The sequence below is a fragment of the Arthrobacter alpinus genome (assembly GCF_900105965.1).
GTDB classification, from domain to species: Bacteria; Actinomycetota; Actinomycetes; order Actinomycetales; family Micrococcaceae; genus Specibacter; species Specibacter alpinus.
Window position 1 is genome coordinate 290,894 of record NZ_FNTV01000002.1, and the last position, 24,733, is coordinate 315,626.

At 59.7% G+C, this 24,733-nt stretch carries 18 protein-coding genes and 1 pseudogene; 2 read left to right on the forward strand and 17 right to left on the reverse strand.

Features of this window, described 5'->3' with window-relative positions; translation table 11 throughout:
- Window positions 1-21 precede the first annotated feature (21 nt).
- From BLV41_RS20930 to BLV41_RS20990, 11 genes are all read right to left on the reverse strand, one after another.
- Window positions 22-2,466: a polysaccharide lyase 8 family protein gene (locus BLV41_RS20930; RefSeq protein ID WP_074713777.1), complete on the reverse strand. Its 2,445-nt coding sequence runs from the start codon at window positions 2,464-2,466 to the stop codon at window positions 22-24.
- A gap of 42 nt (window positions 2,467-2,508) precedes the next feature.
- The gene (locus BLV41_RS20935; RefSeq protein WP_244517057.1) at window positions 2,509-3,513 is read right to left on the reverse strand and encodes a hydroxyacid dehydrogenase; all 1,005 of its coding nucleotides are present in this window, start codon (window positions 3,511-3,513) and stop codon (window positions 2,509-2,511) included.
- The gene (locus tag BLV41_RS20940) at window positions 3,514-4,434 is read right to left on the reverse strand and encodes a carbohydrate ABC transporter permease (protein WP_074713778.1); all 921 of its coding nucleotides are present in this window, start codon (window positions 4,432-4,434) and stop codon (window positions 3,514-3,516) included. It abuts the gene before it with no gap.
- Entirely contained in the window at window positions 4,431-5,372 is a 942-nt protein-coding gene (locus BLV41_RS20945) for a carbohydrate ABC transporter permease (RefSeq protein ID WP_139244545.1), read from the reverse strand. Before BLV41_RS20945 ends, BLV41_RS20940 begins: the two co-directional genes overlap by 4 nt.
- A 111-nt stretch (window positions 5,373-5,483) precedes the next feature.
- A complete protein-coding gene (locus tag BLV41_RS20950; RefSeq protein WP_074713779.1) occupies window positions 5,484-6,779 on the reverse strand; it encodes an ABC transporter substrate-binding protein in 1,296 nt (431 codons plus the stop codon).
- Between the two features lie 743 nt (window positions 6,780-7,522).
- Window positions 7,523-7,756: a hypothetical protein gene (locus tag BLV41_RS20960; RefSeq protein WP_074713781.1), complete on the reverse strand. Its 234-nt coding sequence runs from the start codon at window positions 7,754-7,756 to the stop codon at window positions 7,523-7,525.
- A gap of 330 nt (window positions 7,757-8,086) precedes the next feature.
- Window positions 8,087-8,383: a hypothetical protein gene (locus tag BLV41_RS20965; protein ID WP_074713782.1), complete on the reverse strand. Its 297-nt coding sequence runs from the start codon at window positions 8,381-8,383 to the stop codon at window positions 8,087-8,089.
- Between the two features lie 271 nt (window positions 8,384-8,654).
- Window positions 8,655-12,446: a hypothetical protein gene (locus tag BLV41_RS20970; protein WP_139244546.1), complete on the reverse strand. Its 3,792-nt coding sequence runs from the start codon at window positions 12,444-12,446 to the stop codon at window positions 8,655-8,657.
- A 637-nt stretch (window positions 12,447-13,083) separates the two neighbouring features.
- The gene (locus BLV41_RS22895) at window positions 13,084-13,206 is read right to left on the reverse strand and encodes a hypothetical protein (protein WP_280138654.1); all 123 of its coding nucleotides are present in this window, start codon (window positions 13,204-13,206) and stop codon (window positions 13,084-13,086) included.
- A 2,945-nt stretch (window positions 13,207-16,151) separates the two neighbouring features.
- Window positions 16,152-17,075, reverse strand: a complete 924-nt coding sequence (locus tag BLV41_RS20985; RefSeq protein ID WP_074713786.1) for a class C sortase — start codon at window positions 17,073-17,075, stop codon at window positions 16,152-16,154.
- 123 nt (window positions 17,076-17,198) lie between these two features.
- Entirely contained in the window at window positions 17,199-17,771 is a 573-nt protein-coding gene (locus BLV41_RS20990; RefSeq protein WP_244517058.1) for a SpaH/EbpB family LPXTG-anchored major pilin, read from the reverse strand.
- Window positions 17,772-17,806: 35 nt separating this feature from the next.
- Between BLV41_RS20990 and BLV41_RS20995 the strand changes: the two genes are divergently transcribed.
- Entirely contained in the window at window positions 17,807-18,667 is an 861-nt protein-coding gene (locus tag BLV41_RS20995; protein WP_074713787.1) for an SAVED domain-containing protein, read from the forward strand.
- A 539-nt stretch (window positions 18,668-19,206) separates the two neighbouring features.
- On the opposite strand, the gene BLV41_RS21000 is transcribed toward BLV41_RS20995, so the two are convergent.
- The 5 genes from BLV41_RS21000 to BLV41_RS21905 all read right to left on the reverse strand — a co-directional run bounded on the left by BLV41_RS21000 (window position 19,207) and on the right by BLV41_RS21905 (window position 22,370).
- Complete coding sequence (locus BLV41_RS21000; RefSeq protein ID WP_074713788.1) at window positions 19,207-19,854, reverse strand: GPR1/FUN34/YaaH family transporter; 648 nt, start codon at window positions 19,852-19,854, stop codon at window positions 19,207-19,209.
- A 123-nt stretch (window positions 19,855-19,977) separates the two neighbouring features.
- The gene (gene hxlA, locus BLV41_RS21005; protein ID WP_074713789.1) at window positions 19,978-20,601 is read right to left on the reverse strand and encodes a 3-hexulose-6-phosphate synthase; all 624 of its coding nucleotides are present in this window, start codon (window positions 20,599-20,601) and stop codon (window positions 19,978-19,980) included.
- A 55-nt stretch (window positions 20,602-20,656) separates the two neighbouring features.
- Window positions 20,657-21,256 carry a 6-phospho-3-hexuloisomerase gene (gene hxlB / locus BLV41_RS21010; RefSeq protein WP_074713790.1) on the reverse strand — a complete coding sequence of 200 codons (600 nt, stop codon included), beginning with the start codon at window positions 21,254-21,256 and terminating at the stop codon, window positions 20,657-20,659.
- Window positions 21,257-21,862: 606 nt separating this feature from the next.
- Window positions 21,863-22,144 (reverse strand): response regulator, encoded by a 282-nt coding sequence (locus BLV41_RS21015; RefSeq protein ID WP_083361040.1) that lies wholly within the window; start codon window positions 22,142-22,144, stop codon window positions 21,863-21,865.
- Window positions 22,113-22,370 (reverse strand): P-loop NTPase family protein, encoded by a 258-nt coding sequence (locus tag BLV41_RS21905; protein ID WP_074713792.1) that lies wholly within the window; start codon window positions 22,368-22,370, stop codon window positions 22,113-22,115. Before BLV41_RS21905 ends, BLV41_RS21015 begins: the two co-directional genes overlap by 32 nt.
- Before the next feature lie 234 nt (window positions 22,371-22,604).
- On the opposite strand from BLV41_RS21905, the gene BLV41_RS22245 reads away from it, so the two are divergent.
- Window positions 22,605-23,015 carry a hypothetical protein gene (locus BLV41_RS22245; RefSeq protein ID WP_170835534.1) on the forward strand — a complete coding sequence of 137 codons (411 nt, stop codon included), beginning with the start codon at window positions 22,605-22,607 and terminating at the stop codon, window positions 23,013-23,015.
- Here the strand turns inward: BLV41_RS22245 and BLV41_RS21025 are convergent.
- Window positions 22,951-24,146, reverse strand: a pseudogene (locus BLV41_RS21025) (IS110 family RNA-guided transposase). The gene BLV41_RS22245 and the pseudogene BLV41_RS21025 sit on opposite strands and share 65 nt — an antisense overlap.
- Window positions 24,147-24,733: the final 587 nt, after the last annotated feature.

A 24,733-nucleotide genomic window follows, 5' to 3' on the forward strand; every position in this document is an offset into this window, starting at 1 on the left:
GACAAACCCGACCACCGCGCGCTAGCGCTTCAGTGTAATGGTTTTCTGGTGGCCGTGGTTGCCTGCCAGACTGAACTCGAGCGTCAACGGCTTCGTGGAGACCACGGTGACGCCCGGATCGGCGGCGGCGATTCCGGACCACTCCTTCCCCGTCACGGGCACCGTCAGGCGTATGGACGCCTGCGTGCGCGAAGGGTCGGCCACGGTGATGGAAAGTTTCCGCCCGTCCTCGTGCACGGCAACGGAGCAGGGGCCGGATGCGGTAAAACCCTTGGCCGAGGATGCGGCGTAGAAATTACCCAGGGTCAGGGAATCGCCGGGCACGCTGAGCAGCTGGGAATCCTTGGTGTTGACCAGCACTGTGACCCTCGGCTTGGCCTGGTTCTTGAAGGTGTCCGAGTGGTCGGCCGCCGGCAGGACCATGTAGGCGTACCCCTGGTTGACGGGATCGGTGCCGTGCGAGGCGGTGATGGTGACATAGTCCTGGGTCACGGGCGCGTCCTTTCCGCCGGTGTCGGCACCGGAGTTGATGGCACGCCAGTTTCCGGTGCGGCGGACGACGGACACGGTGGCCTCTCCCGTGCCGTTTTCCGAGGGCAGGAGGACAAATCCCGCATAGCCCTCCACATGGACCGACCCGGACGCCGTGCGGCTTGCCCCGACGGCCAGCCGGACGTTGGTATGGTCAATGCGCACATCCGGCGTCTGCCCCGTGGCGTAAGAGCGGTTTTCCAGGGTGGTCAGGACCTCCGCTCCTCCCGTGCCGGTAATGCCCGCTCCGAGGCACACGAGGGTGTCGTCAAGGAAGAACCAGGACTTCTTCGCGGCCAGCGACTTGTTGTAGTTCAGGTGGTCCATGCCCACCACACCCCAGCGGGCATCCACGCTCAACCCGCCGGCGAACGGTTGGAAGGCGCCCGGGATGCCGGTACCGGCCCCGGAGGAACCGGTGGGCCGCGGCGTGAGGTTCACGGTGGTTCCGGGCAGGCGGTACGGGTCCACCGTGGGCCAGAAGTCGCTGCTGAACTGGGATCTGTCCGTGCGGTTGTAGATATATGTCATGCCGTCGCCCTGGTACCAGCCGAAGTTGTTCTCGTCGTTGCCCCATTCGTAGCGGCCCACCCTGTTAGAGGACGTGCTGACGGTTGAACCCCACGCCGGGCGGTGGTGGACCAGGCGGTCCTGATCGGCAAACATCCGCGTGTACACGGGCGCGGGAGCTGCAACGACGGCGGCATTGTTCAAGACGTCCAGGGCCAGCAGCGAGCGGGCCAAGCGCTGGGTGGGATGCCCCACCATGGCCTGGTCGGTGCAGCGTTGCAGCCAGCCCTTGGCCAATGCCAGGAAGCGCGAGGTGTACGGTTCCCCGGCACCGGGAGCCATCAGCAGGACGGCCCCAATCAACGCGAAGCCGTCCACGTAGTCCGGCTCGGCCTGGCGGGAGACGGCGCGGCCGCGAATGGTGTCCATGATCCGGCCATCCCACACGAACGGGGCAAAGGTGTTCTCCACGGCATCCAGGAGCGTTTCGCGCGCCGGGTCTGTGACCTCCCAGCTGCTGCCGCCCACCATGTTGATGATTTCGGCGACACCGGCCATCGCCACCACACCGTACGTTCCCGCATAGGGCAGCTGCCCGTGCTGGATGAACGAGCCGTCGGCATAGAAGCCGTCGCCGGAAGTCACCAGCTTGAACAGGCTGTTCTTGCCCCCGCCGGCAACGTCGCTCAACGCATCCCGACCCATCGCAACGTCTCCGGCGTTGGCGTCGAGGATGCCGCGCATGGCGCAGGCCAGGGACTTGTCCACCCGGTTGGCACCGGTCTCGGCCAGGCTGGTGGCCCGACCGCGCCAGCCGGGGTTGGGGGCAAACCAGCGGGCCGCGGCGAGCAGCGAGGTGCGCAAGGGGGCCGGCACGACGTCGTACATCAGCGTCAGGATGTCGACCACCTTGCGGGGGTTGCCGATTTCCCAGAACCACCAGTTTCCGGCTGCCTTCATGCCGGGCTTGTACGCGGTGTCCGAGAGCAGCTGCAGACCGGAGATGATGTCTGCGGCCAGCTGCGGGTCCCCGGCCTGGGCTGTACCGGGGACGGCGTACCCCATGGCCAGGTCGAAGAGGCGGTTGAAGTGAAGGGCCATGTTGCTGGTAGCGTTCGCGCTTTGGCCGATGCCGGTGAGCGGGATGTCGGCCCAGAGGCTGGTGCGGCCCGCGGAGGTGTCCATGGACTCCCACGTGGCGGAGGTTTTGGCCACAATCTGTGCCAGTTGTGCGCTGAGCTCGGGGACGGCTGAGGCGTCGATGCCTCCGGTCAATATGGCCCGGCGGCGCACAATCAGCTCCGTCATTGAGGCCGGGGTGGCCGCGAAACCGGTGCCCGCGGCCGAGCTGAGGAGGGCGCCGGCCACTGCCGCCGAACCGGCCGCGCGGAAGAGGGTGCGCCTGGAAATATCTGAAATAGCCATTACTTTGTGCCTTTCACTTCGAGGATGGTGCATCGGAAACTTCTAGGCCGTGATGTGCAGCGTCCCTTGTTGGACCAGGTGCCGCAGGGGGCGGCCGGCCAGCGCGCGCTCTATTTCATGGACCGCCGAGTCGCCCAGGCGGAACATCTCGTTGCCCTGGGAGCCGGCAATGTGTGGGGTCAGGGTCAGGTTGGGTGCGTCGAACCACGGCGAACCCGCCGGCAGCACGTCGGGTTCGGTGACATCGACGACGGCGTGCAGGCGGCGGGAGTGCAGTTCCGCCAACAAGGCTCGGTCATCCACCAGACTGCCGCGTGCCGTGTTGATCAGCGTGGCGCCGTCGGGCATCAGTGACAAGGCCCGGGCGTCGATCATGTGCCGGGTTTCGGGCAATTCGGGGGCGTGCAGGCTGACCACGTCGCTATGGGACAGTAGGTGGTCGAAGTCCACGTTCTCGACGCCGGGGACCGTGTGGATGGGGTCGTAGAGCAGCACGTTGATGTCAAAGGGTGCCAGCAGCTCGATGACGCGTCGGCCGATCCGGGATGCGCTGATGATTCCGACGGTGATTCCGTAGTTGCCCCACTGGCGCGGACTGTCGGCAAAGGGCCGGTAGCGGCCGGTGGCCCGGTATTCGGCGTCTATTTCAAACACCCGTTTTCCGGCCAACAGGATGGCGGCCAGCGTAAACTCGGCCACCGGGAGGGCATTGGTGTCCGCGCCGGAGCTGACCTTCACGCCCCGGGCGAAGAGTTCATCCGTGGCAAAGCCCTTGACGGTGCCCGCGGTATAGACGACGGTGTGGAGCATGGGCATGCGAGCCAAGAGGTCGGCGTCGAGCACGGGGCAGCCCCAGCCGCCAATGAGGATTTCGGTGGCGGCCAGGTCTGCGCCCGCTGTGGATGGCCCGCTGATGACCCCGTCCTGGAGGTGGACGATCGATTTCAGATGCGCCAGGGCCTCCGGGGTGAAAAGGCTTTCTACGAGGTGGGGGTCCATGGCCAAGGTTGCCTGGGGGCGGTGCGGGGTGGTGGGCACGGTATTCACTTACTTTAACGCTCCCGAACCGAGGCCGGATTTCCAGAATCGCTGCAGCGACATGAACAACACGATCACGGGAATGATGGCAATCAGGGAGCCGATGATGGTCAGGTGGGCAAATTCGGGGTCCGTCACGGAACGTCCGTTCCAGGAGTAGAGACCCAAGGAAATCGGGAAGAGCTGGTTGTCCGTCAGCATGACCAGAGGCAGGAAGATGTTGTTCCAGCTGGCGCTGAAGGCCATGAGCAGCAAGGTCACGATACCCGGCTTCATGAGCGGCGCAGCGATGGTCATGAAGATCCGCATTTCGCCGGCACCGTCGAGGCGGGCAGCCTCGATGAGTTCCTTGGGCACGTAGCCGTTGCAAAAGACGCGGGCCAGGTAGACGCCAAATGGGCTCGCGATGCTGGGCAGGAAGACACCCCAGAAGGTGTTGACCAGGCCGATGTTGGCCGCCAGCAGGTACAAGGGCATGGTGGTGACGGCGGCGGGGATCAAGACACCCACCAGGATGAAGCCGAACCAGCGTTCCTTGCCGGGGAAATCAAATTTGTCGAAGGCGTAGCCGGCCAGGAAGGAGACGAACACCGAGCAGACCGAACCGAAGACGGCGTAGCCAACGGTGTTCAACAGCCAGCGCAGGTAGGTGCCGTTTTCCCAGGTGAAAAGCTCGGTAAGGTTCGTGAGGAAATTGTTCTCCGCGAACGAGAATCCGGGGGTGCCGAAAAGATCGGTGGTGTCCTTCGTGGAGGCGACGATCAGCCAGGTCAGCGGCAGCAGGGTGTACAGGCAGAACAGGATAAGCATGATGTTGACGGCGGCCTTGGAGGACCACGCCGGCGCTGATTTCCGGATGTGGCGCTTTGCCGGTGCCGGGGCGCCCGGTGCTGGGGCCGGGTTGCGGCGGGAGAGGGTTGTTGAACTCATGTCTGTGCCTTGTTTCCGATCTTTGTCACGGCCCAGGAGAGCAGGCCGATGAGGGAGGCGAATATGAGGGCCGTGGCCGCCGCATAGCCAAAGTCATGCTTTTCAAAGGCCGCCTGGTAGATGAACATATTGGGTGTCCAGGTGCTGTTGATGGCGGTGGCCTTGCCCTGCAGGAGCAGCGGTTCGGCGAACAGCTGCATGGCGCCGACCACGGTGAACAGGACGGCTAGGCCCACCGCGCCGGAGATCATGCGGGCCTTGATCGCGAAGGCCGTGCGGATGGCGCCGGCACCGTCAACCGTGGCCGCTTCCAGCACTTCCCGGGGGACCGCCTGGAGCGCTGCATAGAACAAGATCACGTTGTAGCCGGTGTGCAGCCAGATGGTGATGTTTGACAGCGAAAACAGTGCCGCAAGCTGCCCACCCATGTTCCAGGTGGACCCGGTCACTTCAAAGAGATCCACCACCGGGCTGACGCCGGGCGTGTACAGGTACGTCCAAATGATGGCCGCAATCAAGCCAGGAACAATGGTCGGCATGTAGTAGACCACCCGCAATACTGACTTGGCGCGTGCGGCGGCCGAATCCAGGAGCAGCGCAATGACCAGGGCCAGGATAATCATGACCGGGATATAGATCAGGCAATAGACGGCGACGTTGCCAAAACCGGTGAAGAATACCGGGTCCCGGAAAGCGCGCAGGTAGTTCTCCGCGCCGACGAAGGTCTTCTTGATGCCGCCAAAGCCCAAACCACTGGACTTTTCGGTGAAGAGACTCAAATACGCCGAGTAGGCGATGGGGGCGATCGTAAACGCCAGGAACAGCACGAAAAACGGTGCAATGAAGGCCCAGGCGATACGCCTTTGCCGACGACTGTGGACCCGCCCGGCGGGTGCCCTGGTCTTCGCAGGTGTTCTGGTCGCGGTGGTGACAACCATGGGGTTCCCTTCGTTGAGGGGCACGACGGCGGGTGGCCGAAAGATGCCCCGGGTCTGCCGCCGGGGAGCCGCGCGAAGCGCAGACCCTGCCCGGCGGCAGTGGTGGATTGATTACTTGACGGAGATGCCGCGATTTTTCAGATCGGCCACGGTGGCCTTCTGGGCGACCGGCAAACCGTCCTGCAAGGTGGAGGTGCCCGCCTTGACCTTGGCGGCGTCGTCAATCAGCGACGTGAACGTGGTGACGGTGGCCGGACCCCACACCCAGCCTTCCGGGATGGCAGCAAGGCCCTTGGCGGCAACATCGTAAATGTCCTGACCGCCAAAGTAGCTGGGGTCGAAGGCGTCAATGGCGGCGGCGCGTGCCGTCTCGTTCACGGGGAACGTGGTCGACTTGCCGGAAATCCGGGCCTTGATGCCCTCGGGGTTGGTGGTCATCCACGTGATGAACTTCAGGCCGGCGTCGACCTTGTCACTGGTGCTGGAGATGCCAAAAGACGATCCGCCGTACATGGCAGCCGCCGGTGCGGCTGCCGGGGACGGCAGCGGGGCAACACGCCACTTGCCGCTCTGGTCCGCGAAGGTGGTGGTCAGGCTGGCCCCGTACCAGGATCCGCTGATGACGGACAGCAGCTGGCCGTCGGCCTGCTTCTGCGCCAATACGGGCGCATCCCCGGTCCACAGCAGCTTGGCATCCACGAGGTCCTGCTGGACCTTCAAGGCTTCAATGGAGGCGGCGCTATCGATGTCGACCTTCCAGGAATCGCCGTTGAGGGCGCCCCACTTGGCGCCGTTCTGCCAGGCCAGGGCCGCGCACAGGGCGGGATCGCCCACGGGGCTGGCTCCGAGGCGGACCTTGGGATCGGCAGCGGCAACCTTCTTGGCGGCAGCGGCGTACTCGGCCCAGGTCGTGGGCACTTCGATGCCGTACTTTTCAAACAAGTCGGAGCGGTAGTACATCTGCAGAACGCCGGCATCCAGAGGGACACCCCAGGTGGCGCCGCCAAAGTTCACCAGCGAGGTGATCGAAGGGGAAAAGCTCTTGGAAAGCAGATCCCCGGCTTCCTTGGAAATGTCCTTCAACACGCCCTGGGTCGCCATCTCGGAAACCCTGGGGTATTCCACGGTGATCACGTCGGGTGCGGTCTTGGCCTTGACCTGGTTGGTCAGTTGCGGGTAGTTGTCGGTGGAAGAGGCCACTTCCTTGAACGTGACGTGGACGTCGCTCTGAGCGGCGTTGTAGGCGTCAACGACGTTCTTGGAGCCCTTCTGCCATGAGGAGAAGGTGATTTCCACCGGGCCCTTCGGGGTGCTGGAGACCGGACTTCCGCCGCAGCCGGTGAGAGCGGCGATGGTGAGCATGCCGGCGGCGCCGCTCAAGAATTGGGACCTACTGATGGTGCGCATGAATGACTCCCTTGTCGTTGTGTGGGTAGTCACATCTTCTAAGGTGGGTTGGAGCGCCGTCAACTTAAACGAAAGAATTTCATAAGAGATGAAGGAAACGAAATATTGAGGGTCTCTAGTCAACGATTTTAGGGGATCAATGGCGGCTACAGCGCCTAGTGATCAGCCGTCTTGACAGCTGTCCCTGTGTCGGAAATCCGTTCCAGGAGCACCAGGAGCAGTGGGATCGCTTGGTGTCCCACGCTTGACGTGAAGGGTGGGCGTCGAAGCGAGTGGATGGCGGCAAGTCAGCGCAAAGACGCCCATCCTATGAATGGACGTGATCGAATCCAGCATGGTGGCCGGCTCGGCGGACGACGCGGCCGCACGTCGCTCGGCAGCGCTTTTGGCCGTGGATCCAGACCGCTGTCTGGGCATGGCTGAGTTAGTGACTCCTCGAGGTGATCATATGAGCAATTTTGATTCGTGACCGTCGACTTGTTTCCCGTGGAGCGGCTTAAAGCGTGGTCGGTTCACAGTGAAAGTGATTTCTCCTTCAGTGAGGATGATGAAGATTTCGTTCTTTGCCACGTGCTGTGCGTGGACGCCAGGTGTCCCCGCACAGCACGGACCACGGTCACCAAACTCAAGCGCTTGGGTCTCGAGGTCATCTTTCCGGCCTGCCTGGCCCGCTGTTTTGGGTCATAGCACCGGCACAGGACTGAGCCAGCGCTGGGGGTTTGGTGGCGTTTCAGGGCGCAAAGTCACTCTGAGCGCTCTGGTGTTGCTTGGCATTCTTGAGTTTCGCCGTAGGGTACTTCGTCGCTGACCGCGACGGTGTAAGTGGTGAGGTTGTGCCGAGTGACCAGAATTCCGTGTTGGCGATCCTGCATGGCCCATGTGCGCGCCATGGCTTCGGCGGTGTTGAGTTCGTTCTCGATGGTGACCGGGTCGTTAGCGATGATTTCGAGGGTCAGGTCGGAATGTCGCTTGATCATTGTGGTCTCCTAAAGGGGGACTCCCGGTGGGGCAGTCGTCGATCGGGGATAACAGCCAGCGCCAGATTGGCGTCGGGCAATTCTAGAGAAGATACGTGAGGCTCTGGTCGGTGGTGATGAACGAGTACAGAAGAAGAAAGGGAACACCTCGACGAGGGGCAGCTGCCAAGAACAGCTAGGCACAACTGCGGGGAGCGTGTGGGTGCCATGGTGCGAACGGGGACACCCTTAACACTCTCCCCGCAGTCTCAGCGATGTAGAGCCGTTGCATCGCTGGGCTTAGGAGGGTAAATTCAGCGTTCCCTCGTGGGTCGCTCTGACAGTCATGCCCTACCGGGTGACAGTTGCTCCCCTGAAATCATCCAGTGCCGTCTGTGCGGCAAGGAGAGACCAAATCCCTACCTGGCCTGTCTTGCCGGCGAAGAACTGTGCGTCGACGGCGGACAGCGGAACCGTGGCCACCAGGGCTGCATTGCGGTAGACGGTCACAACCCCCTTTTCATAGCGCGCCCTGAGCACGTCCCCTGCAGTAAAAGGAGCAGCGACATTGGAGTAGGGGTGCCAGAGGTCTTTGTTTGTGCCCAGGGTTGAGACGCGAACCGCTTTGGCGCTGGCATCGTAGACCACCGAAATCGCCCCCTCAGCACCGACTTGGTGGACTGGGACTTCAGGAGGACACCCTGCGATGGAGAACCCACGCCAATGGTGGTGAACTTGACCGAGGCTTCCTGGTCAGGGCCGAAGGTGTCATTCCAGATCAGGGCTCCACCGAGTACAGGGCGCAGCGTCTTGTTGTTCAGGAGGTAACTGAGCGCGGAGCTTTGACCAGTCCAGATTCCCCCAACGTGGCCGTTGATCCCATCGAAGTTATCCAGCAGAGGCGACCCAACACTGAAGGTTACTGCAACGCCGGGCGCGGCAAGGTAGTTCGCTCCCCGAACTGTGACGCCGTGATGGTGCACGAGCCGGCGGAGATCAGGTGGACGGTGGTGCCGGTGACGGTGCAGGCCCCACTTCCGACAACGGTCGCTGGCAAGGTCGATGACGCGGCGGCGCTGACGGTGAAGTCAGGATCACCATAGGTCTTTGCCGGAAGAGCTGCGAAGCTCACCGTCTGGGCAGCCTTGGACACCGTGAACGTTTGGACCACAGGGTCAGCCAGAGCGAAGCTGCCATCTCCTGCCTGTGAGGCCGTGACCGTGCAGTCTCCGGCTCCCGTCAGGTGGACGGTGGCGCCGTCCACGGTGCAAGCCCCGCTGCCAGCAAACGCCACCGGCAGGTTCGAGGACGCCGCGGCGCTGACGGTGAAGTCAGGATCACCATACGTTTTCGCCGGCAGAGTTGCGAAGTTCACCGTCTGAGCGGCCTTGGCCACGGTGAAGGTTTGGACCACCGGGTCAGCCAGCGCGAAGCTGCCATCGCCCGCCTGTGAGGCCGTGACCGTGCAGTCTCCAGCTCCCGTCAGCTGGACGGTGGCGCCGTCCACGGTGCAGGCACCAGTGCCAGCAAACGCCACCGGCAGGTTCGAGGACGCTGCGGCATTGACGGTGAAGTCAGGATCGCCGTACGTCTTTGCTGGCAATGAACCGAAGGTCACTGTCTGGGCGGTTTTGGCCGATGGCGCGGGCGTGTAGTCGTTCAGCTTGGCGGTGTCGATGGTTGTCCCGGCGACACTGACCTGCGAACTAGTTGTTGTGGCGGTGGGGATGGTGGTGCCTTTGCCGAGTGCCATGACGATGTCGAAGTCCGCGCTGGTTCCCGTGCGCGTGATCCGGAAGGAGCCATCGGTGAATGCCGCCGTCGCGCCGGCGGCATTCAGCAGCCAGCCCCGCAGGTATGAGTCCCCCTTGTGGAAGGTGAACTGCAGATTGTCGCCGACGTTCTGGAAGTCGACGGTGATGCCGGCCTCGGGGGCGAGCTGCCAGGCCCATGAGTGGCTGACGGTGTCCGCGAAGCGGTCGTGGATGGCAAGGAGCGTATTCGTGTCGCCTCGGCCAGTCATGTCGACCGCTGCTTCGCGGGTTGCTGTGGCGACCTGGTAGTTGCCGCTGCCGTCCAGGGAGACATAGCCGCCACCCTGTCCGTCATAGGCGTGGGACCCCAGGGTCTTGCCGTTGCCTATGGCCTGGGTTGTTTTGTTGTCGACCATGACTCGTGAGTACTGGCTTGCGACGTCTTGGTGCTTGCCTGGTTGCATGGCCCAGTGGGCATCGTGGCCGATGAGGGAGATCCCGAAGGTTTCGTATCCGGTCCATCCCACATGGCTGTGGTTGCGGTTGTTGAGTTGGACCAGCACATCGTTCGCGTCCACGAGCCGATTGCGGAAGGAATAGGAGCCCGCTTCGTTGTCCAGGAGGGCGGGGTAGAGCTTGGCAGGGTCATACTGCTGCCCTGCCAGATAGGATTCGGGCCAATCAATGAGCCCCTGGGTAATGAATCCGGGCGAGTACGTGGGCTTGGTGGCGTCATGCCCTTCGGTCTGGTCCATCAGTTTCACCAAAGGCGCCAGCTCCCCGGACTTGGCCTGGTTCAGGTACAAAGGCAGTGCCGTCGTCGAGGTCGCGTAGCCGACCCCCCACTGGAGCCGATCTGCCGGCTGGCGAAGGGACACCGTGTGAAGGAGGAGATTGGTAGTGTCGGGTGTCGTCCAGGATGAACGCAAAGCGTCAATGCCAGCATCGAAGCTGCCCAGAATGCCCGGAAGGGACATCATCTCGGTGTAGTCGAGGTAGTCGGGTCCTTCCTGGAACCAACCGCCGTCGGAGTGGGCGGTATCCAGGTGCTGGCGCAGCTGGTCGATCAATGTACCGATGCGTGCGTCCCGCATTCCGTAGCTGCCGTCTCCCCGCACGGCGAGGTCCTGGGCAAGTTCGGCTCCCCGGACAACGGCAATCCAGTTGCTGGCCTTGTCAGGCATGGTGAGGTTGGGATGGTTGGCGAACTCGAAGAACACGCTGGTCCGCTCGAAGAAGTCCTGCGCGTAAGCGCGCTGAGCGTCCGACCATCCGTTGTAGGCCCAGTCGTAGGCAACAGCGAGCTGGGACACGGGGTTTGCCGTGTTCAGTTCCTGTTCTGCGGTAAAGGGTGCCGCCGACGCCGAAGCGGTGAAGGCATCGAAGGTCAGGTCCGCGTAGTGGGTGTCGCCGGTGATTTCGTACACGAAGGCCGCTTCGCGGGCGTACCGGTCGGGGGTGGAGGGGAAAGCGACCATGCCGGCGTCGACACGGGCTTTGATGGTGTTCCAGGCATCCTGCGGTGTTCCAGTGGTTTCGATGATGCGATGAATCTTTGCCAGCGACTCAGCGTTCAGCCCGATCCTCGGGTGTGCCAGCTCAGCCGTTGATGCGGTCGCCTGGATGCCGCCGTTGGCGTCAACAAGTGCGAAGTAGGCTGCCGGGGCTGGTGAGGTGGCCCCGCCGAATCGGACGAGGTTCGAGACGACATCGAGGGCTGCTGAAACGTTGGCAGCGGTGACCGGCTCCGAAGAGGACACCACTTTCAGTGGCAAGGGTGCGTTCGCCTTTGCCCGCCAGCCCAGGTCGGCACCAGCAGTTTGGCTCGTGACGCTGAGGTAGCTGGTGGCGGTGGGGTCCGTGGCAGCCGAACGGAAGCTGCTTTCGTTGGTGCGGGCTACTTCATTGCCTGCACTGTCTTTGGCGATGACCAGGTATTTGTAGTTGGTGGCCGGGAGCCATTCCTGGTCGGTTGTCCGGGTCAGGCTGGCCGGGACCGTGCGGATCAGCGTGGAAGCATCGGACGCTACCGCTGAGCCATCGGGCCCGCGGTGGATTTCAAACGAGGCCGGAGTCCCCGTAGGTGCCGTCACGACCCAGTTCAGACCGATGCCACCGGCAGCGGTTGCCGCCGCGGTCAGGGCAGCAGAGCTTGTCGAGGGAGAGACGTGGATTTCATCCAGGTCCATGGTCCCCTGGACGGCGTCACTGAAGGCGAGGATACGAATTTTGGTGGCCGCAGTTGGCACTGAGATCAGCCCGGAAGACTTCTCCCAACCAGTGGTCGGGGTGTTCCGGCCTATAAAAGTTGTGCCTCCTCCCCCATCCAAAATATCGATCCTGATGCCTGCCTTCCCACTGCCGGTGATCGTGTCAATCCGGCTCATGAAATCTATGGCAAACGTTCCGCCACCGGATGGCACGGTGATGTCCTGAGTGACCGCGAGGCGGCTGGTGGTCGTATCAGTGGTCAGATGCAGCGCGTTAGTTCCGTCATAGCCAGCGGTGTGGCTGATCGTTCCAGTGCCTGCGGGGTTCCATGAACTCCAGTTGTCGGGGACGGTACCGGAGAAGGATTCAAACCCCCCATTGGTGCTCAGATTCGATGCTGCATCGTAGGCACTGAGGTTGATGTCATCGATCTGCATTGGCCCTTGAAGGGTGTCGACCATCGGCTCAATGCGTACCGTCGTTGCTCCAGCAGGAACATCCAGGTAGCCCGAGACCTGCCGCCAAGCAGTGGCTGCGTCGAGGCCTAAGTACTGGGTCGGCAGTCCAGGGAAGGTAACCCGGATACCTGCTTTGCCGGTACCGGTCAGTGTCCCCTTCTTCTGCCAAAAGGTCAGACGCAACTTCTTTGCGGTGCTGGGAATGCTGGCATCCTGGGAAAGGAAGCCGCGGCTGGTTGCGGTGCTTGTTGCGATTTGGACGGCTCCGCTGCCGTCCCGTCCAGTCACTTTTGTGTAAATTGCCGTTCCGGCGGGCGTCCAGGTCCCCCAAGACACTGGACTGGAAGGGCCGAATGTTTCAAATGATCCATTCACGGTCAAATTGGTGTTGTCCGCGAAGACTGGCGCCGTTGCCAGAGTCGCGCTTACCGCCAGTAAAGCGGTAACGGCTACCAATCGCCGCAACGTTTTGATTGGGGATGTCATTTTGATCCTGAGGATAAGTCCGCATGCGCGGAGGTCCGAAGAGAATTGCCCCCATGAAGGGCTGCACTGTCAACTGGCCATGAGGTGGGGCCGGCGAACAACGAGATCAGCGACATGCAGGGTGGGCTGCATCACATTCAGGGTGCAGATCACGGTACAGAAGAGGGTGGATTAAAATCAAATCATATTGATCATATGATCACTCCTTGGTATCGCCCGCCCCCGTAACTTTGCTTAAATTTAGGCGCTAAATTCGAGTTCATCCAAACGATCGAAATGATCTTTTGAGTTGTCCGAAGTCCCTGGCGACAGCGTCGAGCCGGATTCAATGCCGTGCTGCCCCGGCGCTCATTCGTAGCGTTCGAAAGCCCTTCATCTTGTCTGCGGGTCTAGCGGTGGGGGCCCTTAGGGCGGCCGACGAGGCGTCACTGTCGCACATTCATACCGTGTTTGAGGAAATGCTGGCCACTGCGTCCATAGTCAGAGAGATGGAGAAAATGATCAGCCCGGTGGCTGTTTCGCTGATGAGTTGTCCCAACACCGCAGTCACATCACGCGCCATCCGTCGTGTCTCCAACGTCCGGCACTTGCGCGATCTATTCGCTCCATGCCGCGATCTGGCGCCCGTTGATTTCGCCCATCGATTCGTTCTCTACGTCTCGCGTCGGCTTCCCCATTCTCACCGGAATGACCGGCGGCCTCATCGAGCGTCACGCTGTTCTGAGACAAATGGCGGGCGAGGACTATTTTTTAGCGTCAAAATTCTGCTCTTAACTAGTGTGCGTACGTTTCCCGTCGCTGTTGGCCCACATGTCTAAACAGTGGCGAGAGTTCAAGGCGTCGCACAACCAGTTCTGCCGTCACACCCTAGCCGCGAATCAACCGCTTCACATGAATTTTCATACTGATCACCACAGACCCCGACTACTGAACTGTCCGCCGCGCCCCCTGTCCACTTGTCTTGCGCTCGTTCCGTCCCGTCGAAAAAGTGGAGTTCCATTCCCGTTCGACGGTCCTTTAGCTCCGGATACAGTTCCATTGTTCGTGAGGGGCCATTACCGGAGGAGAAACCCCTTGGAACATCTGGAAGATGAGCTCACCTGCACCGTGACCAGCTACTGAATCGAATCAGTCGCTCTTGCGCCTGTTGTCGAACGGCCAGTTAAATCTGACCCAACTGTCATTACTGGAGCGCCCATGAAGCCCCTTGGCGTAGACCACGTTAACCTTCTCTGGAATCACTACAGGAGCTTTGGCCTGCAGGAGCTGATGAACCTCGTTGCTGGCAGGGAGAGCACCCGGTGAACTCTTTGTGAGCGCGAGGCTCATTCATCATCCGAAAAGTGTGCCGGCTGGCTGCCCAAGCGTATGCCCGTATCTTTGGGGGCTCCCGCAGAAGTTAGCGTGTAGCCCTGCCTCCGCCGTTCGATTCGGAAGCAGGGCCGTGGTGGGGGATGCGGTCCTTCCCTTCAGAATTCAGGTCCAAACTGCAGAGAGAGAAAACATCCCCCACTCTTATAGCGTTGGCATTGGCAAAATCATCACGCGAACAAACACTCGAATCTTTTGAATTTTCACAGTACCTGAAGTGTGGGCCGCACGGTATGCAGGGGGCTCTCGAACGTAGGCGCTAACCCTAAAAAATCATCTGTCTCATCCCCTGAAGTCTCTCTCGTGCAACCGACTAGTGCACTGGCCGTCGGGCTCCAGATCAGGTGAGGAATTCGAACTCTGCCGTGCTCAGGAGGCCTGCTTCGAGCATGGGATTCAATGCGTCGAATTGCCCACTAACCATAGAGGAAGCTAGTCCTTGGCTGCTCGGACGCTTGGGAAATTGGCTGCGGGTACGGTAGGGGAAGTGACGGAGTGAATCGATCAACTCACCAGTCGTGATCCCAACTGAAGCCCGCATTTGGGCGAGTTCCATGGGGGATTCATGGTTTCCGTTGCTGGGGCGCGCCACTTTTCTATCTGTGGCAACCAGGCGATGAGATCATTGGCCCGCTGAAAGATTCTTTGGTAGGGATTTCGCTGCGTTGACCAGGTGGCGGGTTCCACCGTGCAGAAGCCTGGTTCTTCTGGAGCATGGAGGAAGATCCCTGTGGGATACCCCTCTGAGCGAATCGATTCGTTGACGGGTAGACTTGCGATGAAGTCCCAGACGGGGCTTTCTGAGGAACCGAGCTCAGTATTGCACTTCCATCCCCTTGTGCTCAGCAGCTCAGAAAGATTGGTCTCAAGACCATTTGATACAGGTGTTGCCACAGTGCGCTTTCCTCTTCATGTGTTCGTCCCTGATGAATGGTGGTTCTGGCGCAAACACTTGATGCTCTTGCCGTTATCAAGCCGCATGCCGTTGGAGGGCGAGGCTGGCGATGAAGTTGCCGAGGTCGACATGACCGAACCTGAAATACATAGGGTTGGAGTTGGATTCCAGCCGGTCGTTGCGGTGACGAGATGTTGTCAGTTAGGAGCCGGAGACGTGTCGTGGCAAGCTTCAAGAAGTGCTTGTCCTAGCTCTTTGGCTGCCGTGGGAGTGAGTGCTACTCGACGTTGTCCGACTGAGACTCTCACGATGCGCAAGCCATAGAGGGACGAAATTGACTCGCCTTCTACGGTGAATCGGTCCCTGCAATAGGGAATCTGGACTTCAGTCTTGATGAGGTTGCCTTTCGTGAAACGACCATGTGCATGGCCGCGAGGTTTGGTTCGGTCGTTTTTGTGCTGACTTCAGCATGTGAACGGTTCCTCAGATCGAGGTCGTTCCCGCGGGCCCTCGACTATCAACGTTGTACCTATGGCGCAACCGTCGAATCTCCTGATGGATTGCTTCCACGAGCAGATCATTGAGGCATCGGTAGCCTTCCATTTCGCCAGCAGTAACAAGGACTGATTGCAGCTGAGGCACCATGATTTTGGGGAGAATCAAATCGATAGAGACGAAAGCATCTTCATGAAGGAGAGCTACTTCGGGAATCGGCATCAGCCCTTCATTTCTTTTCGTTGCCCCCTGCGGTGGTGAGCTTGTGGATTGTGTGACTATCGGCGCGGAACCATATCGGGTACCTAGACAGCGACCAAGGCGTCGCATTCGCTGTGGATCCGGCCGGCCCGCGGAGAAGTCAGCGCCGCCTGGAGCGCTCTGATGATGACGTCCTCGTGGGCAACGTCCTCCTGGGTGACCCGGTAGCTGAGCGTGTAGTGCAGTGATCGGCGGCCCCAGAACCCTGCCCGCGAGTTCCATGGCGCTTGGCTGGCTGGTGTACTTCAGGCAGTCCAGTCCCCCGTTTCGAAACGATCTAAGTCGGAGGCAAACATCCGTGAGGGTGTCGGAGGTGCCATTCAGTATCCAGGCGGTAAAAGTCAGCAGTTCCCCTGCGCCCGCGACTTCTCTATCTACCAGGTACACCAAGCTGATGCCATCAATGTCCTCGCCCGAGCCCAGCTGCCTGAATCCCGCTAGCGGCGGGTACAAGGTCATAGTGAGCAACTTTGAGTCGACGCTCATCACGAACTCCTCGCTTGATGTTTTCTTCCTCGGACCCGGCGACCTTTGGGATGAGTAACAATGATTGCTGCTGCTGTGGTTCCGATAAATATCACAGCCCACCAGGGGAAGCCCGGGCCGGTGCTATTGTTGGCCATCGTCTGGTTGGCTGATTCGCTGGCTACTGGAGCAGGAATTCTTTCACCTCTGACCAGGAGCCGGTGCGTGTTGACGCCCGTGGGCGTGCAAGTGATTAGCGTGATGTAGTCCTTGCCCTTGACCTGACGCAGGTCATCTGTTTCTTCAGGGAGGATCGTCTTGATTTGATCAACCTTGTAATAGATCGTTTCGTCTAGGACTGTGACGCTGAAGACGTCGCCCGTGACCACCTTTTTCAGGGAGTCGAACAGGGCGGAACTGACGTATCCCGAATGAGCTGTCAACACGCTATGCGTGCTGGTGCCACCAGCCGGCAGCGATGAGCCGAAGAGATGCCCCACACCTTTGCTTTGGCTGTCTTCTCCGGTGCCATGAAAGATCGGCAGATTCGTTTTGATGGAAGGAATGCTGATGTTTCCCATCATTCCCTCGGGGCCTAGCGAGATGATCTCTTTGTAGGCAGCAGAGCCGGAGCCGATGGCTTCCTGCTCTCCTTTCTCGTTGAGTGAGTAAGGATCGCGGAGGGGTCCGGCCGGTAGCTCTGCGTTGTAGTCGCGGGTCTGGGCGAGCAATTTTTGTTGAGCTGTCGGCTCTAACGATTTCACTGACTCGGCATAACCACTGATTTCAGTGTCATGAATTCTGGCTGAGGACCACGCGGCGGCTGCGGGGTAGAGCAGGATTCCTACGCCGATGACAGCGATAAGGATAATGAGGATTCGTTGAAAACCCCAACGACCTTCTCGGTGTTGCCGCCGCCGTGGGGTGGTTCCTGTGCGTTGCATGGTTTTTCCTGGGACTGAGTTGAAGTGGTTGTGTGCATTGATCAGGCACAGCGGGGAAGAACGGTTGACCCGTTCTTCCCCTCTGTGTTGTTTCAGTCCTTCACAGCTTTCACTGTTGAGGTGCTAGCTGTTGTTGCTGGCCCGACGGTTGCGAACCAGCAGCAGTGCAGCTCCGGCGAGAAGCAGTATGCCCCCACCGTATAGCAGGGACGTTCCAGGACCACCGGTGAAGGGCAGCTCAAAGCCACTGTTGGAGGGGACGTTCTTGACCTGCAGGTCTACACCAACGGCTGTTGTTGCGGAGTTGACCAAGAAGGAAATCGGCTCAGCCAACAGTTCACAGCCACTCGGCGCGACAGTCTCTACCAGGTAGTACGTGCGGTAGTTAGCGTCACCGGGAACCAGAGCAACACCATCGGCGAAGTCAGAGTAACGCAGGCCCATGATGGTCAGCTGGCCATTCGCACCGACGGTGAAGACGGTCTCGCCAGCCAGGTTGATCGGGTTCGTGCCGGCCCTGGCGTCTGCTTCATTGGCATAGACAGAGAATGATGCACCAGCAAGGGCTGTACCGTTTTCGTTGATCTTTTCAAGCGTCAGATTTCCCCACTTGGGGACAACCGGAGGAGTAACGATGGGACCACCGGGCTCGCCGGGAACGACGTCAAAGCTGTGCGCGGCTCCTGCGACTCGCACCTGAGCGCACGCTGGCAGACAAGAAGCAGAGCAACATGCTCGAAAACACAAGTGAACTGGAAATAGCACGTGACCTGCTCATGCACCGCATCGAGCAACGCAAGCCCACGATCCGGACAGAAAATAGAGCGTTCACCATTCGTGTACAGAGCCGGCCGACTTCATTCGCCACCGATGCCGACAATGAAGACCTGCACATGCGGGTTAACGCCGCAGAGCACGGACGCCTCCCGTCACCCGAAGGACTTCATCTCCTTCGAAAAACTCTCCCCCTCATCAGCGACGCCCTCTATGGTGCCCGGGCACCGTGTGCACAGATCTTTGGCGGAGCTCACCTTTCAATCTCGCTGGCGCTGGGAACCGCGCTACCGGGAACAAAATTCGGAATCTTCGAAGCAATAGACACGCGCAACGAAGCCTGGGGTTCTGAAGCGGGCCAAGCTGATCCACTCAACAACGTCATCAGTGTGGAGGAAATCGTTCTACCCGCTGCGCCAGCAGCCAGCGCCCATGAAAGAATCGCAATCTGCATCAGCCTCTCTTCAGGAGCCGATCGCATGGCATTTGACCAACTGGTCCGCACGTCTCCGTACGAAATCACCAAAACGGCAATGGTTACTGCAACGACCACCAAGATTGATGCTCGCGAGGCCGGGCGCCTCAGTGCCTCTATCGCACAGCATATTAAACAGTTTGCAGCCGATAGCGGGCGGGCTGAGGTCCATCTGGCATTCCAGGGCCCATATCCTATGGCCGTGCTGATCGGCCGCCATCTGAATACACTCCGAACCGTAGCCTGTGAATGGGACGACGAGGACGGCAAACCCCCGGTACATTCCGCCCCTCATTCTCGACCCCGGGCGAGCCAGCGGTCCTATCACAAAAGTGCTGCTTGAAATTGACGCTTCAGAGGGGTCCGGTGGGGCCCTGACAGGCCTTGTTCCCGTGCTAGCAACGAATCCATTCACTGAACCGCCGACCATATGATCCATGACACCCACAATCCACCCTGAACCATTAGGAGAATCTATGCAACGGAGAAGGATCGCCTGCTCCTACATAGAGAACCCCATGACCTTTAGCCTCGGTATTGCTTCATTAAGCGGAACACATGGATCGCCGTGCCGCAGCCCGCTCAGTATCACTACGACTCCACAGGACTACGTGGGCATGTAGTCGCTGCCCGGCATCAAGGCCGGGCCTGAAGGGTCAGCGGTTCGGATGCGCATCAAAGCACCTGGCCTAGCCCCGGAGGTCGCGAAAACAGGTCTCAGCCATGCCCAACACACTCAGCGAGATTGATAATGCCGGTCGGCCGCTGATGGACTCATGTATCAAGCAGAAAGACCCCCCCGAACCCCACTCCATGAGGGGCAGAAACGCCGGGAGCCTGCTGTAGTGTGCCGCCGCTCGGCACCCGAGTCTGAACTATTGCTCAGCGAACGAGTGGCCTTCCGAGAGGAAGCCCACGGCCGCCGGTCTGGCTCCACATAACGTCGACGTAGAAATAGACTGCCACGGCAACGAAAGCAAAGGTAAACCAGCCTCCGAGGCTGGTCATCCTCGGGTCGCTTTCCAATGTGCCGATGAGGAGAAAAATGAGCGCGATATCGACAAACACGAGCATGAGGGTTGAACCCCAGGATTGGCGCAGCGTTACAAGAGTGAGCATCACGAATATAAAAAGCCAACAAATCAGCCACAGTGCTTGAGCATTTACAACCTGATCAGCAGGAATTCGATACCAATCATTGAGAAGTCCAAGTGACAAGGCGGCGTAGGTGGCAAAGAATCCGAAGAACAATACGAAGATGCCCGCTGATGCATTTTGGCCGAGCGCACAGGCCCAGACAGTGGCCAACAACAGACCAATGGCAGAGGCCGCGATGACCGTGGGTAAGGCGGCGGCGGCGGCGCTGGCGGGTACAAACCCAGTGTTGACCAAGCCAAGACCGAAGGCTCCGGCTATGGCCATGGGGAGTCCGACTATGCCCGGCACCCCTGCCAGCGGAGCGGATGGGGCTGTGGGAGCTTGGGGGACGACTGCAAGGGGCGGGTTGTCAATAACAGGCATGCTGGACATGGCAGGGAAACTCCAAGGGCTATAGGAAGGTGAGGGGCAAGACAGTTATTTAAAGCGCTGCGGGGAAGGGCGGAGGCTGACCCCAACCATGGACGTGGGACGCCACCGTCAATCGGGGTGAGGCTAGCTGATGGCGTCGCGGAGCTGCTTAGCAGCCAGGGCTGGGTCGGCCGCTCCGTAGATAGCACCGCCGGCGACAGCGACATCGGCGCCAGCACGTTCAACGGCTTCGATCGTGGTAAGGCTCACACCACCGGCCACGGAGAACGGAACGCGGGCTTCTACTCCGGCGCGGAGCAGCCCCGTCAGGTCGAAACCGGGCTTGGCCTGCTCGTCCAGACCGGCGTGCATCTCTACGAACTTCGCACCCAGCGCACGGACTTCCTTGGCGCGAGTGACCTTGTCTGTCACACCAATTAGGTCGACAACGATGCCCTTGTTGTGAGCCTTGGCTGCTTTGACGGCACCGGAAATAGTGGAGTCATCGGCGGCGCCGAGCACGGTGACCAGGTCAGCACCCGCCTTGAAAGCGATGTCAGCCTCAAGTTCACCGGCATCCATGGTCTTCATGTCAGCAAAGACAATCTTGTCCGGGTGCGCATTCTTGACCGCGGTGACCGCTGAGAGCCCAGCGGCCTTGATCAGAGGGGTACCGAGCTCGATGATGTCAACGTATTCAGCAACCTGGCCAGCCAGTTCGAGGGCGGCTTCGGTCGTAAGGAGATCCATAGCTACTTGGAGTTTCATGATGTTGCTTCTTTCTGTAGGGAACTGCGATGGGTGTGGAAAATGAGTGTCTCGATTATTCGAGATTGGCGTGCCTGAGCCATAACTGTTCGGCCGGTTCATTCGAGTTGTCCCACAACGACTGGAAGATGGTCTCGGTGGCGAGGAAAAGTACCTGCTCGAACAGAGACCCCGCATACTGGCGGGACACGCTGGAACCATGATCAGTCTTCTGGGCGGCCGGAATGATCACGAGTGCGTCGGCAAGTCCAGCCAGAGGCGAATCCGGGTTGGTGGTGAACACAGCAATGCGCGCACCCGCCTTCGCCGCCGTTCCCGCGGACTTAACCACTCCCGAGGTCGTCCCTGATCCGGAAGCCACCAAGAGCAAGTCACCGGAACTGATGGCCGGAGTGGTGGTGTCACCGGCGACATGAACGACCATGCCCAAGTGCATCAGCCGCATCGCGGCCATGCGCAGAACCAGCCCGCTGCGACCCGCTCCGGCCACGAACACCCGGATTGTCGGATCCAGGAGGCCTACCAGAGTCGCGATCTCATATTCGTCGATTCTGGCCGCTGAGTCAGCGATCTCGTCCCTGACGAGCGCCATATTACGGACAACCCCAACAGCGGTAGTCTCCACGGTAGGCACCGTATTTGTTCTCAGATTCACGATTCTTCCCCTTCCATTCGATTGTCAGCACAGAGCGGCTGCACGGATACTTAGTGGTTGATATCCATGATCTCGAAGCAAACGGGTGGGGGTAACGCTGTTTTCTGACGGTTCTGACTACACTTTAGGATTGGTTGAACGTTTCCTCAGTTACCTTTTGGCAGGCCATCCAGATGAGTAAGAAATGGGGTTGTTGGCCTGTCGGCCCCGGCATGGTTCTTTCCCACAGTTGTCAATGATCCGGAGGCGTGGTCACCGGGATTCGATAGGCGCCAGGGATATCGCTGGTGAAGGCCGGACCAGCACAGGAATGCGGCGTGTAGGTCAGCCGTAACCAAAGGTGCCGAGCCTTGCCGTCGTAGGACAAGGTGAGGGGTGGGCTCCGGACATCAGAGATGCGTCAAGGTTGGAACGAAGTGAAGAGCGCGGAACTCAGGTCATTCAACCACTTTGAATCCTTCAACACCTTGGTGCTGTCCTCTTCGCTTCACCTGCTCGTCGCGATGGAGACGCCCCACGAATTGATTCTCTGACGGATTCGGTCACCACAGATGGCCACAATATTTCACCCGATCAGCACTGCTCAGAGCCCTCGGCACCTGATACTCAAGACACGACTCGATTCGCCGGACATAGCTGGTCAGTGATTTCCCGTAACTGTTGGGGTCGAAAGGGTTTGACCAAGTACGCGGCCGCCCTTGGGACCATGCCAGCCATCTCATCACCGGGCCCCTCACGGTCAGTCAGGAAGAGTATCGAGGCTCTGGATACCTCCCGGATCTGCCGGGCGACTTCTTGCCCATTCATGTCAGGTAACCCTATATCCAGAGTCACCAGGACAGGATCCAGACGTTCTTCAGCCACTACTTCCCGGAGCCGAGACTTCATCGACGATGATCAGCCAGTAGCTTCTGAACTTGGCCAGTTCTTGTGGGAGCTGCCCGTTTTGATGAGCGGTTCCGAGCCTGGTTACCTGGTCGGTTGCGGCGGCAAAGAGCGCCTTGTGGCCCAGCTGAGCGGCCCGCCCCTGAGCAACGCCAATAATTAAGAGTCGCTTGGCAAGAAAGTGAAATATTCGATGCTGAGGCTTTCCGAGTCCCGTAACGGTCAGCATTTCCCGAAAATTCGTGGAGATCTTCGGATTCGTTTCTAATCAGCTCTCTAACGGCAAGTGAAGTGTCGCACTGAGCAATATGTTAGTCGTATGGAATCTCAATGATGTCGTGAACCCAAAGAAATAGGGTTTTTGACCTCGAACCTAAATCGACTGCGCACGATTCTTATGCCTCTGTGCTAGGGGACCTGTGCAAGCAACTGAATTGTCCGAACCCGCTGATAGCATCCAGGCATGACAATGAAATCATGCGGTTACTGCCACTCATCGGTCGATTTGAGCATGGGTCCGCACATCCACGATCCGAAGCGATGCCGTGGATGCAAGGAAATTTTTCCTGCTTCCAATTTCCCTCTTCACCCTTCCAGCGCTGATGGGCACCGACATGACTGCAAGAATTGTGTTGGCAAGCAAAAATTGAATACCCAAGAAAGTCGAGCGATCGAACGTGACCGCCAGTTTCGATCCGACAACGACAGGGTGAAGAAGCACGGCTATCGCTGGAAGCGCCGGCCCGAAGGCACAGGAGCGGACCAACAATTCGTTTGGGACCTACTTGATTCCCAAGGAAGAGTCATCGTCAAGGAGCAAGCACTCGATTACATCCAGTTTGTGGAAGCCTCCGAGGCGGAGGATCTGAGATAATTTCAAGCACCGGTGATCTATAGATGCAGTCATCGCGGAGCATGGTCCAAAGTACTTTCAACCTGCGTCGGGCAAGAGAAAACTGCGCCTCGAGATGGGTTTTTCCTCGAGGCGTTTGCGGTCGTAGAAGGCCCGTGAAGCCGGGCAGCTCTTCAATGCAGACAGAGAAGACATGTAAAAGACCATCAACAGGCGCCGGTCGTAGCGCCGTGGTCGGTGATGATTGTTGGCGATCCGGCCAGAATCCCTAGGCGCGGGCGCTAGCCCGGCAACACCAGCCAACCGATCGGCGCTCTCGAAGATTGTCAGATCCCCGCCTGTGGCTCCCAGAAATTCTGCTCTCAAGACAGGGCCGAATCCGGGCATGCTCAGCAATGTCCGCGCATGCCGATGCTCTTTCAGGTGTTCTTCAATAAGTGCATCCAGTTCTCCCAACTCGAGTTCCAACGTCAGGATCTCTTGAGCAAGGGATTGGACTATTCGTTCACCCATGTTTTGGGCTGGCACTGTGGTGCGTTGTGCCTTGGCCGCTTCGACTGCTGCCAGGGCGACGGCGGCGCTCGAGCGGGTACCTAGGTTTTTCAACCATGCTTGAAGTCGGCTCTGGCCGGTCCGACGGATTCCCTCGGGGGTTCGGTACTTCGTTAGAAGTGAGGAGGGCTGCCTTGGATCGGCTGTAGTCAATGGCCCGCTCCAAGGCGGGGAAGTACTCCATCAGCTGGGCCCTGAGGCGGTTTATCGCCCGGACCCTGTCTGCGGCCGGTCCGCCTGCCGGGCTGTAAGGATCCACAGACCAGTGCTGGTCACGTCCCCGGCACGTAGTGGTTGGAGATCCCTCCGCATCCTGGCCTGGTCAGCAATAACCGCAGCGTCTTTCGCATCCGTTTTCCCATCACCGCGGTAGAGGCGTGAAGCATGACGGATTGTCCTGCCATGAATGTAGAGCAATAGCTGGTCGTGAGCTGCCAGGAGTGCGATCAGCAGTGCGGGCCCTCCATGGTTGAGGTCTGTTGCCCAGGTCACGGATTCCCCGCCACTCAACGCCGCAACGTCAGCTATCAGGTCAAGAAGTTGACTCTCTTCGTTGGGAACCTTGCGAGTAAGCAAACGGGTTCCATCAGTGTCGATCACTGCCTAGTGGTGGTGCGCTTTGCCGGCATCAATTCCGGCCAATCCTTCGAAGCCATAACAAACTATCTGGCACACCAACCAAAGTCATACCCGCTCCCCGGGTAGCAACGACACTACAACTGCCACGGATCCACCCACCAACATCATAAGGACACCAACAAAAACGCGCAGCGTAAAAACAGGGGTGGGCACGGCGGAGCTTGCGGAGCCGGGACCACCCCCAACAGTCGGAAGCGCAGCGTACGCCAATTAGCCTGGTGCGAGCTTGCGAGTACCTGGCCTCAGGTGAACGAGCGGATTCTCGCGGATCCACACCACCACCGGTGCCCGGTCGGCCGCGGGCGACGATTGGGTGAGCTTGCACGCGGTGCGTACAGAGAATCAAAGACTGTGCACATCCACCGGTCGCTGTAGTGACATGAAAGGACGTGGCGACCTGGTGGCTGTGTACAGCCGGCCAGCTGGGTCCCGGCGTCCAAGGTAATGATGGAATTGGTCTTGAACCGGTGTGACTCATCGTCCACTTGATGTGCCTTCGGTACTGTCCTTCCCAGAAGTTGTCCGCAGGTTCACGATTCGTATCAAAC